Raw genomic sequence first — 10650 nt, forward strand, 5'->3', positions numbered from 1 at the left:
TGCTCATCGAGGCGTTCGCGGTCGGCGCGGTCGCCGGTGTGGCCGGTCTGGCCGCCGGTGTCGGCATCGGCGCGGGCCTGCGGTCCCTGCTGGACTCCTTCGGCGCGAGCCTGCCCGACGGGCCGCTGGTGATCAGCCCCGGCACGGTCGTCACCGCCCTGGCCGTCGGCGTCCTCGTCACCATGCTGGCCGCCTGGCTGCCCGGCCGCCGGGCCGCGAAGATCCCGCCGGTGGCGGCCATGAGCAGCGTGCACGCCAAGGCCACCGCCAAGTCGCTGGTGCTGCGCAACACGCTGGGCTCGCTGTTCGCGGCGGCCGGCATCGCGGTGGTCCTCGCGGGCACGCGGATGAACGCCGACACGGGCCAGGGCGTGCTGGGCATCGGCGCGGTCCTGCTGATCATCGGCGTGTTCGTGCTGACCCCGCTGCTGTCCCGCCCGCTGATCGCCGCCGCCGCACCGGTGCTGCGCGCCTTCGGGGTGTCGGGCAGGCTGGCCCGCCAGAACTCGGTGCGCAACCCGCGCCGTACGGCGGCCACCGCCTCCGCGCTGATGATCGGCCTGACCCTGATCACCGGCATGACGGTGATGGCGGGCAGCCTGCAGAAGTCGATCGACAAGATGGCCTCCGCGGCGATCCGCGCCGACTACGTCGTCTCGATGGCCAACCGCGGCCCGCTCTCCCCGGAGGTGGAGAAGAAGCTCGCCGGCACCGAGGGGGTCACCGAGAGCAGCCCGCTGCGCAACGGCGAGTCCCGCATCGACGGGGAGACGGAGTACCTGACCGGCGTCAACGGCGCGGCCATCGGCAAGCTGACGGACCTGAAGGTGACCGACGGATCCTTCACGGTGGGCGGCACACGGGTCGTCGTGGACGAGGACCGGGCCAAGTCCTACGGCTGGAAGGCCGGTTCGCGGTTCACCGCGCACTTCGAGGACGGCAAGGCGCAGCGGCTGACGGTCGCGGGGGTCTACGAGGGCAACGACATGCTCAACGGGATCATGCTCGACAACGCGGTGCTCACCCCGCACCTGGCCGACCCGGCCGACATGCAGGTCATGGTCAAGACCGCGGCCGGCGCCTCCGGCGCGGTCAAGGACCGGCTGGAGAAGGCCCTCGGCGACAACCCGGCGATCAAGGTGCAGGACAAGCAGGACATCTCCGACGAGATCGCGAAGATGTTCACGATGATGCTGAACATGGTCTACGGCCTGCTCGGCATGGCGGTGATCGTCGCGGTGCTCGGCGTCATCAACACGCTCGCGATGTCCGTCTTCGAGCGCGCCCAGGAGATCGGCATGCTCCGCGCGATCGGCCTGGACCGCAGGGCGGTCAAGCGGATGGTCCGCCTGGAGTCGCTGGTGATCTCGCTGTTCGGCGGGGTGCTGGGCATCGGCCTGGGCGTGTTCTTCGGCTGGGCGGCCGGTGAGCTGCTGGGCACGAAGATGCCGACGTACGAGCTGGTGCTGCCGTGGGGCCGGATGGCGGTGTTCCTGCTGCTGGCGGGCACGGTGGGCGTCCTGGCCGCGCTGTGGCCGGCCCGCCGGGCGGCCCGGCTGAACATGCTGGCGGCCATCAAGGCCGAGTAGGCGGTCGTACGGCGTACGACGGCGAAGGGGGCCCCGCGGGACGGGGCCCCCTCCGTGCGTGCCGGCGCCTTACCGCCGTCGGCCGTGCCAGGTGCGGGGCCGCAGCGGGAGCCCGGAGGTGCCGGACTCGGGCGTGCGGACCGCCAGGACCTGGTTGACGCCGATGCGGTTGTGCGCGAAGGCGAGCGCGCAGGCGGCCATGTACAGCTGCCAGACCCGGGCGCGGCCGGGGCTGGTGAGCCGGACCGCGCGGTCCCAGTCGGCCTCCAGGTTGTCGACCCAGCGGCGCAGCGTGAGGGCGTAGTGCTCGCGGAGGGACTCCACGTCCCGGACCTCGAAGCCGGCCCGCTCCAGCTGGGTGACGGTGGTGCCGACCGGGGCGAGCTCGCCGTCCGGGAAGACGTAGGAGTCGATGAACTCGTCGACCTCGTATGCCGACTCGTCCCGCTGCGGGCGGCGGCCGATCTGGTGGTTGAGCAGCCGGCCGCCGGGCTTCAGCAGGTCGTGCAGCCGGCGGGCGTACTCCAGGTACTTCTCCGCGCCGACGTGTTCGGCCATGCCGATGGAGGAGATGGCGTCGAAGGGGCCGTCCGCGACGTCCCGGTAGTCCTGGACCCTGATCTCCACCCGGTCGGTCAGCCCCTCGTCGGCGACGCGCTTGCGGGCGTACGCCGCCTGCTCCTGGGACAGGGTGACGCCGACGACGCCCACGCCGTGCTCGCGGGCCGCGTGGATGGCCATGGAGCCCCAGCCGCAGCCGACGTCCAGCAGCCGCCGGCCCTCCTTCAGGCCCAGCTTGGCGCAGACGAGTTCCAGTTTGTCGCGCTGGGCGGTCTCCAGGGTCCCGGCCTCGTCCCAGTAGGCGCAGGAGTACACCATGGAGGGACCGAGCACGATCTCGTAGAAGTCGTTGCCGACGTCGTAGTGGTGGCTGATGGCCCGCTTGTCGGTGCGGCGGGTGTGCAGCTTCCGGCGGGGTCTGCGGATCTCCTCGCGCGGCGGTGCGGGCGGGACCGGCGGACCGGCCAGCTTCAGCAACTCGCGGGCGGCGGCCCGGACCCCGGGGTCGCGCACGGCCTGCACGAGGCCGCGGGCGTCCTCCTCGCGCTCCCAGAGCAGGCCCGCCAGGACGTCGAGCGCGGCGTAGAGGTCGCCCTCGACCTCCAGGTCACCGGCGACCCAGGCGCGGGCGAGGCCCAGTTCGCCCGGCCTGAAGAGCATGCGGCGCAGGGCGCGGCGGTTGCGCACGACGAGCGTCGGCGCGTCGGACGGACCGGCCTGCGACCCGTCCCAGGCTTTCAGACGCAGGGGGAGCGGGGCCCCCAGCATCTGCTCGGCAAGACTCCTCAGCCGCGACGCGGCGTCGGCCATGGCGCACACCTCCAAGACGACGATCCCGGATGCCGGTTACCACGTAAACACCGCGCGGCCGTCGGCGCAGTCCCGCAAAGGAGTTACGAACGGGCGAAACGCCGTGGAATCCGTGCGGACGGATGCCCGGGAACGCCGGAAGACCTCCCGCACCACGGATGGCGGGAGGTCTTCCGGACGAAGCGCTGACCGGGGGTCAGGCCGAGGAGGGGGCGGAGGTCAGGAGGCCTTGGCCTTCTCCTCGGACTTGCTCGCGGCGGCGACCGGCGCGGGCTTGGCGGCCTCGTAGAACTCCTCGCGCGGGTTCTCCATGGCGCCCAGGGAGACGACCTCGCGCTTGAGGAACATGCCGAGGGTCCAGTCGGCGAAGATGCGGATCTTGCGGTTCCAGGTCGGCATCGCCAGACCGTGGTAGCCACGGTGCATGTACCAGGCGAGGCGGCCCTTGAGCTTGATCTTCATCTTGCCCATGACGATCATCGCCACGCCCTTGTGCAGGCCGAGACCGGCGACCGCACCCTTGTTGGCGTGCTCGTACTCCTTCTGCGGGAAGCCCCGCATGCCGGAGACCACGTTGTCGCCGAGGACCTTGGCCTGGCGCAGCGCGTGCTGGGCGTTCGGCGGGCACCAGGCGTTCTCGTTGCCCGCCTTGCGGCCGACGAGGTCCGGGACCTGGGCGTTGTCGCCGGCGGCCCAGATGTAGTCGGTGCCCTTGACCTGGAGCGTGGGCTCGCAGTCGACGTGGCCGCGCGGACCGAGGGGCAGGCCGAAGCGCGCCAGGGCCGGGTTCGGCTTGACGCCGGCGGTCCAGACGATCGTGTTGGAGTCGACCTCGAGGCCGTTCTTCAGTACGACGTGGCCGTCGACGCAGGAGTCCATCGAGGTGGAGAGGTAGATCTCCACGCCGCGGCCCTCCAGATGCTCCTTGCCGTACTGGCCGAGCTTGGGGCCGACCTCGGGGAGGATCTTGTCGGCGGCGTCGACGAGGATGAACCGCATGTCCTCGCGGGACACGTTCTTGTAGTACTTGGCGGCGTCCCGCGCCATGTCCTCGACCTCGCCGATGGTCTCCGCGCCCGCGAAGCCACCGCCGATGAAGACGAAGGTGAGCGCCTTGCGGCGGATCTCCTCGTCGCTCGTGGAGTCGGCCTTGTCCAGCTGCTCCAGAACGTGGTTGCGCAGGCCGATGGACTCCTCGATGCCCTTCATGCCGATGCCCTGCTCGGCGAGGCCGGGGATCGGGAAGGTGCGGGAGACCGCGCCCATCGCGATGACCAGGTAGTCGAACGGCAGCTCGTACGCCTCGCCCACCAGCGGGGCGATCGTGGCGACCTTGCGGTCCTGGTCGATGGTGGTGACCCGGCCGGTGAGGACCTCCGCCTTCGGCAGCACGCGTCGCAGCGGGACGACGACATGCCGAGGGGAGATGCTGCCGGCGGCGGCTTCGGGGAGGAAGGGCTGGTAGGTCATGTACGACCGGGGGTCGACGACCGTGACGGTCGCCTCGCCGTAGCGCATCTTCTTGAGGATGCGCCGAGCTGCGTACAGGCCTACGTACCCACCGCCTACTACGAGGATCCTGGGACGCTCCGTGGTGCTCATGGCATCGAGTATCCACCCGCCACCGGGGGGTCGCTCGTGCGCCCCTTCACAAGCTCCGACAGGGCCTGTGTTAAACTCCGCGGCTCGCGTGACGCGGGCCACGCGCACCGCAGGGATCCGAAGGGCGCTTCGTACCGTTGTCAAGGCCGCGTGAGCTGCCTCTCCGGGTCCGCGGGGTGACGGTGAGGGCCCCGTGACACCCTCGGAACAACTCCTTCCGCACCCTTCCCGCGGCCCTCATCTGAACATGTTCAAACGGTGCTTGACCCCCCGGAAGGGCCAAAGCGGCCCTTCTGCGGGAGGGGTGGGCGGGAATTCCTTGTGAAGAACTTCACGAACTTTTCCGCCGGACCGCGACGAAGGGCCCCCTCGGGGGCCCTTGTCCGCGCTCAGACGTTATCCAACCTGCTCAGCAGATGGCTACCAACGAGTAACAAAAGAGAGCTACGCCACCGACCACGCGATGCCGTCGAGGATGTCGTGCTCGCTCACGACGACCTCCGCCGCCCCGGTCCGCTCCATGATCGCGAGCAGGACGAGGGCGCCCGCGCCGATGACGTCGACCCGGCCCGGGTGCATGGACGGGATCGCGGCCCGCTCGGCGTGGGTGGAGCGCAGCAGCCACTCGGTGATCTCCCGCACCCGCTCCCGGGAGACCCGGGAGTGGTGGATGCGCGCGGAGTCGTACGCGGGCAGTCCCTGGGCGATCGCGGACACCGTGGTGACGGAGCCGGCCAGGCCCACCAGGGTCCGCGCCTCGCGCAGCGGGACCGTGCGCTCGGCGAGGTCCAGGGCGCTCTCGATGTCGGCCCTCATCGCGGCGATCCGCTCCGCGGCGGGCGGGTCGCTCACCTGGCCGCCGTGCACCAGGTGCCGCTCGGTCATCCGCACGCAGCCGACGTCCACCGAGCGGGCGGCGCGCACGTGGTCGTCGCCGACGACGAACTCGGTGGAGCCGCCGCCGATGTCCACGACCAGGTAAGGCCGCGCCAGGTCGGTGCGGCCGGCCAGCTCCCTGGTGGCACCGGTGAAGGAGAACTCGGCCTCCTGGTCGCCGGAGATGACCTCCGGCTCGACCCCGAGGATGTCCAGCACGCCCCGCACGAAGTCGTCCCGGTTCTCCGCGTCCCGGGAGGCGGAGGTGGCGACGAAGCGCAGGCGCTCGGCGCCGTACTCCTTGACGACGGCCGCGTAGTCACGGCAGGCCGCGAAGGTGCGCTCCAGCGCCTCCGGCGCGAGCCGGCCGGTGCGGTCGACGCCCTGGCCGAGCCGCACCACCGTCATCCGGCGGTCCAGCTCGTGCAGTTCACCCGTCGCCGGGTCGGCGTCGGCGACCAGCAGGCGGATGGAGTTGGTGCCGCAGTCCACGGCGGCCACACGGGTCACTGCTCGTCCCCCTCACGTTCCTGGAGCGTCACGCACGCGCCCTTGCTCCACCACTCCGGCAGCATCGCCAGGGCCTCGTCGCCGAGCGGGTTCACTCCCGGGCCGGCGGCCAGCGAGTGGGCGACGAGCACGTGCAGGCACTTGACCCGGTCCGGCATGCCGCCGGCGCTCGGGAAGCCCTGGAGGACCTCGATCTCGTCCCGGCGCCGGATGTAGTCCTCGTGCGCCGCCCGGTAGGCGGCGGCCAGCTCGGGATCGGCCTGCAGGCGCTCGGTCATCTCCTTCATGACGCCGTTCGCCTCCAGCGTGCCGATGGCGGAGGACGCCTTCGGGCACGTCAGGTAGTACAGCGTCGGGAAGGGCGTGCCGTCGGGCAGGCGCGGAGCCGTCTCCACGACGTCCGGCTGACCGCACGGGCAGCGGTGCGCGATGGCCCGCAGGCCCCGCGGGGGGCGGCCCAGCTGCTGCTTGAAGGCCTCTACGTCCGTGTCGGTGGGCTCGGTGCGCGGAGTGGGCGGCGGAGGCGTTTGCATGACTGCTTTCAGAGTGGCTTTCTCGTCGTACCGGCCGTGACGCCGGCTCACTGGTCGGAGGCGTCGGACTTGTCGACGCCGTCCCAGACGTTCGCGTACCAGGGCCGGCGGGCGGCCCGGAGGTCGGCGCGGGAGGGCTTGGCCGCGCCCGGGTCGATGACCACGTACCCGGTCTCGCCCGGCTTCACGTAGTGCAGCCGGCGGCGGATCTGCTGCTCGGCGTAGGCGTCGTCCTGCCAGCGCGCCTTCAGGTCGCGCAGCTGCTCGACACGCTCGCGGGCCTGCTGCCGCTGCCGCTGGAGGTCGGCGATCTCCGCGCGCTGCGAGACGTACTGCCGCATCGGATAGGCGAGGGCGACGACCAGGGAGCACAGCACCAGGGCGAGCAGCGCCGCGCGGCCGGTGAGGCGGGAGCGGCGGGCCTGCCGCTTGGTCTGGGAACGGTAGACCCGGGCCGCGGTCTGCTCGCCGAGCAGCCGCAGTCTGGTCGCGGTGGAGAAACGGTCCCGGTCCCTCACGGCCATCTGGCTCTCCGCCTCCCCTTGCACACGTGCGTACGTCCCCGGACACGGTACGGGACCGGGTCCGGGGACGTACGGAGGACTGGCTGGGACTTAGCCCGGGCAGCGCTCGGCGCCGGCGCTCAGCCCTTGAAGCGCGGGAAGGCGCTGCGGCCGGCGTACACCGCGGCGTCGTCGAGGATCTCCTCGATGCGCAGCAGCTGGTTGTACTTGGCGACGCGCTCGGAGCGGGCCGGGGCACCGGTCTTGATCTGGCCGCAGTTGGTGGCGACGGCCAGGTCGGCGATGGTGACGTCCTCGGTCTCGCCGGAGCGGTGGGACATCATGCACTTGAAGCCGTTGCGCTGGGCCAGCTCGACGGCGTCCAGGGTCTCGGTCAGCGAACCGATCTGGTTGACCTTGACCAGCAGGGCGTTGGCCGCGCCCTCCTCGATGCCGCGGGCGAGGCGCTCGGGGTTGGTGACGAACAGGTCGTCGCCGACCAGCTGGACCTTGTCACCGAGCTTGTCGGTGATGACCTTCCAGCCGGCCCAGTCGTCCTCGAACAGCGGGTCCTCGATGGAGACGAGCGGGTAGGCCGCGACGAGCTCCTCGTAGTACTCCGTCATCTCGGCGGCGGAGCGCTCCTTGCCCTCGAAGAGGTACTTGCCGTCCTTGTAGAACTCGGAGGCGGCCACGTCGAGCGCGAGGGCGATCTGCTCGCCGGGGGCGTAGCCGGCCTCCTTGATGGCCTCGAGGATGAGGTCGAGGGCCTCGCGGTTGGAGCCGAGGTTCGGGGCGAAGCCGCCCTCGTCGCCGAGGCCGGTGGACAGGCCCTTGTTCTTCAGGACCTTCTTCAGGGTGTGGTAGACCTCGGTGCCCCAGCGCAGGGCCTCGGAGAAGGACTCCGCGCCGATCGGAGCGATCATGAACTCCTGGATGTCCACGTTGGAGTCGGCGTGCGAGCCGCCGTTCAGGATGTTCATCATCGGCACCGGCAGCAGGTGCGCGTTCGGGCCGCCCAGGTAGCGGAACAGGGGCAGGTCGCTGGCCTCGGAGGCGGCGTGGGCGACGGCGAGCGAGACGCCGAGGATGGCGTTGGCGCCGAGGGAGCCCTTGTTGTCGGTGGCGTCCAGGTCGAACATGGCCTGGTCGATCAGGCGCTGCTCGGTGGCGTCGTAGCCGACCAGCTCCGGGCCGATCTGCTCGATGACGGCGAGGACGGCCTTCTCGACACCCTTGCCCTGGTAACGGTTCGGGTCACCGTCGCGGAGCTCGATGGCCTCGAAGGCGCCGGTCGAGGCGCCGGACGGAACGGCGGCACGACCCGTGCTGCCGTCGTCGAGGCCGACCTCGACCTCGACCGTGGGGTTGCCTCGGGAGTCCAGGATTTCCCGGGCTACGACGACGTCGATGGACGGCACGAGCATCTCCTTCTTGGATGTGACGCTGGAAGTGCGGGGCTGGTGTGCCTTGCGCCTAGAGCCTAACCGTCCCGGGGGCGTCGGCCACCGACCGACCGTCCCGTGGACAAGGCGACGCTACCTTTTGTTCCCCCCTGAAACAAAGGGGCTGACGAAGGACATGAAAAAACCCCGCCACGGTGCGTACGGGGGAACACGCACCGGGGCGGGGAGCCCGTGGGGACAGGGGGGTGGCCCGCACGGGGGCCCTCAGCGGGGCCCGCACCGGTGCGCGGGCCCCGTGATCCGGCCGGAGCCGGGTGTCACTTCAGGTGCAGCTGCTGACCCGGGTAGATCAGGTCGGCGTCCTCGACGATGTCCTTGTTCAGGTCGAACAGCTTCTTCCAGCCGCCCTGCACGTGCTGCTTCTGGGCGATGATGCTGAGCGTGTCGCCGGTGACGACCTTGTACTCGCCGTCACCCTTCTTGACCTTCTTGCCGGTCGGCGTGGTGACGGTCTTGCTCTGGGTCTTGCCGGCGCTCGCGGCCGGACGCTCCGCGGAACGGGAGGCGGCCTGCTGGTCGGTGGAGCGCGTGGTGGTGGTGGCGGTGCCGCTGCCCGAGTTCGAGGAGCTGCCCGAGCCCGAGGAGGTGCTCGGCGCGGAGCCGTTGTACGGGGTGCCGGACAGGCCCGTGCCACAGACCGGCCAGGCGCCCTTGCCCTGTGCGGCGAGGACCTTCTCGGCGACGGCGATCTGCTGGGCCTTGCTGGCCTGGTTGGCCTGCGGGGCGTAGGCGGTGCCGCCGTACGCGGCCCAGGTGGAGGCGGAGAACTGCAGACCGCCGTAGTAACCGTTGCCGGTGTTGATGGACCAGTTGCCGCCGGACTCGCACTGGGCGACCTGGTCCCACTCGGCGGAGGTGGCGGCGGAGGCGTTGCCGGCGGCCATCAGCGGAGCGGCGACGGCGGCACCGGTGACACCGGCGAGCGTGATGGCGCGGACGGCCTTGGACGGACGGCGGTGCTTGCCCTTGCCGGTAAACAGCATGGATCGATCCCCTCACCGACGCCTGCGAGGTGAGCTGTCGGGTTCGGGCCGGTTGAGTTGCCCGGCCGCGCTCCCGCTGTCGCGGATCGCGCGGCTTCACCCCCAGCCGGTTCCGGCGTTCAACTGCCGGGCCCGGCACTTACCTTGGGTCCCCCGCTCCTGCCTACGGCGCTTGACGCGACGACTGTTCCCGGGCAACCGCTGGCAGGATTCGGCGTTGCGACTGCCGGGGCTCGTGGTGACGAGCGGCTTCGACCGTAGACACGTGATCGGCGGATTTTCAAAGACGATCAGGGCTTCTGAGACTCATCCCACACTTTCGCCAAACCGGACATTAGGGCGTTAAGTGGGGCGTCAACTCCGCCTATTTCGTGCCCGTTTCACCCTCGACTTCCAGGGTCTGACCGGCACTGATGTGGTTCGGGTCGGCCCCGATGGCCTTCTTGTTGCCGGCATAGAGCGCGCGCCACCCGCCGTCGACCTCAAGGGAGTCGGCGATGGAGGCGAGGGTGTCGCCCTCACGGACGGTGTACGCGTCCGTTTCGCGCACCGCGTGCCGTCCGGAAGAGTCGACGTCCTGACCGTTTGTCACGTTTTCGTCCGCGCTCGCGCCGCGGTGGCGTCCGCCGCCGAGGGCCCCGGTGTCGACCAGGCTCCAGGAACCGGCGGCCTGCTGCGGGTTGCTCGGGGGGACCGCCGGGGCGGATGCCCGGGGGCTGCCGGCGTCCGGCGATGCGGACTTGTCGGTCTTGGGGGTTTCGACCCCCTTGGAGCCGGTGTTCGCATCGGCGCCCTTGTGCGGCTTTCCGCCCGGCTTGGCCGTCTTTTCCGGCGAGGGCCCGGAGTCCGAGCCGGAGTTGGCGTCGGAGCCGGCCGGGGTGGAGGGTGACGAACTGGGCGAACCGGACGAGTCGGAACCCGTGGATCCGTCCGTGGAACCGGATTCGCCGGAAGTGTCGGACTTCTCGGTCGAACCGGACGCGTCACCCGTACCGCTGTCGCCGCCGGAGCCGCCGACACCCGTGTCGACGTCCACGGAACCCGAACCCGAGGTCAGTCCGGACAGCAGGGCGCAGGTGGCCCAGGGCGCCGTGCCCTTGTGGGCCAGGATCTTCTCGGCGACGGCGATCTGCTGGTTGCGGCTGGCCTGGTCGGGGCTGGCGGCGTACTGGCCGCCGCCGTAGGCGTTCCAGTCCTCCTGCGAGATCTGCAGCCCG

Annotated in this window: 9 protein-coding genes and 1 riboswitch; of the genes, 1 reads left to right on the forward strand and 8 read right to left on the reverse strand. The window is 70.8% G+C overall.

Features of this window, described 5'->3' with window-relative positions; translation table 11 throughout:
* On the forward strand, positions 1-1589 hold a 1589-nt coding region (locus IE312_RS40805), incomplete at its 5' end, for an FtsX-like permease family protein (protein ID WP_229900101.1).
* Positions 1590-1658: 69 nt separating this feature from the next.
* Here IE312_RS40805 and IE312_RS18955 read toward each other — a convergent pair.
* The 8 genes from IE312_RS18955 to IE312_RS18990 all read right to left on the reverse strand — a co-directional run.
* A complete protein-coding gene (locus IE312_RS18955; RefSeq protein ID WP_189983304.1) occupies positions 1659-2960 on the reverse strand; it encodes a class I SAM-dependent methyltransferase in 1302 nt (433 codons plus the stop codon).
* 219 nt (positions 2961-3179) lie between these two features.
* The gene (locus tag IE312_RS18960; protein WP_189983306.1) at positions 3180-4562 is read right to left on the reverse strand and encodes an NAD(P)/FAD-dependent oxidoreductase; all 1383 of its coding nucleotides are present in this window, start codon (positions 4560-4562) and stop codon (positions 3180-3182) included.
* 444 nt (positions 4563-5006) lie between these two features.
* Entirely contained in the window at positions 5007-5948 is a 942-nt protein-coding gene (locus IE312_RS18965) for a Ppx/GppA phosphatase family protein (protein WP_189983308.1), read from the reverse strand.
* Positions 5945-6481, reverse strand: coding sequence for a DUF501 domain-containing protein (locus IE312_RS18970; RefSeq protein ID WP_189983310.1), 537 nt, complete (start codon positions 6479-6481; stop codon positions 5945-5947). The genes IE312_RS18965 and IE312_RS18970 overlap by 4 nt, the downstream gene beginning before the upstream one ends.
* Before the next feature lie 47 nt (positions 6482-6528).
* Complete coding sequence (locus tag IE312_RS18975; protein ID WP_189983312.1) at positions 6529-7005, reverse strand: FtsB family cell division protein; 477 nt, start codon at positions 7003-7005, stop codon at positions 6529-6531.
* 119 nt (positions 7006-7124) lie between these two features.
* The gene (eno, locus tag IE312_RS18980) at positions 7125-8411 is read right to left on the reverse strand and encodes a phosphopyruvate hydratase (RefSeq protein WP_189983314.1); all 1287 of its coding nucleotides are present in this window, start codon (positions 8409-8411) and stop codon (positions 7125-7127) included.
* Positions 8412-8707: 296 nt separating this feature from the next.
* Positions 8708-9433, reverse strand: coding sequence for a LysM peptidoglycan-binding domain-containing protein (locus tag IE312_RS18985; protein ID WP_189983316.1), 726 nt, complete (start codon positions 9431-9433; stop codon positions 8708-8710).
* Between the two features lie 4 nt (positions 9434-9437).
* A riboswitch (cyclic di-AMP (ydaO/yuaA leader) is annotated at positions 9438-9614 on the reverse strand.
* A 183-nt stretch (positions 9615-9797) separates the two neighbouring features.
* Positions 9798-10650 (reverse strand): LysM peptidoglycan-binding domain-containing protein (locus IE312_RS18990; RefSeq protein WP_229900103.1); only part of this gene is annotated, 853 nt, incomplete at its 5' end.

It is taken from the genome of Streptomyces capoamus (assembly GCF_014654935.1).
Lineage (GTDB): Bacteria > Actinomycetota > Actinomycetes > Streptomycetales > Streptomycetaceae > Streptomyces > Streptomyces capoamus.

Excerpts from the sequence above, each read along its gene's own strand:
- IE312_RS18955 (WP_189983304.1), bottom strand. The coding sequence starts at position 2,960 with ATGGCCGACGCCGCGTCGCGGCTGAGGAGTCTTGCCGAGCAGATGCTG.
- IE312_RS18960 (WP_189983306.1), bottom strand. The coding sequence starts at position 4,562 with ATGAGCACCACGGAGCGTCCCAGGATCCTCGTAGTAGGCGGTGGGTAC.
- IE312_RS18970 (WP_189983310.1), bottom strand. The coding sequence starts at position 6,481 with ATGCAAACGCCTCCGCCGCCCACTCCGCGCACCGAGCCCACCGACACG.
- IE312_RS18975 (WP_189983312.1), bottom strand. The coding sequence starts at position 7,005 with ATGGCCGTGAGGGACCGGGACCGTTTCTCCACCGCGACCAGACTGCGG.
- eno (WP_189983314.1), bottom strand. The coding sequence starts at position 8,411 with ATGCTCGTGCCGTCCATCGACGTCGTCGTAGCCCGGGAAATCCTGGAC.
- IE312_RS18985 (WP_189983316.1), bottom strand. The coding sequence starts at position 9,433 with ATGCTGTTTACCGGCAAGGGCAAGCACCGCCGTCCGTCCAAGGCCGTC.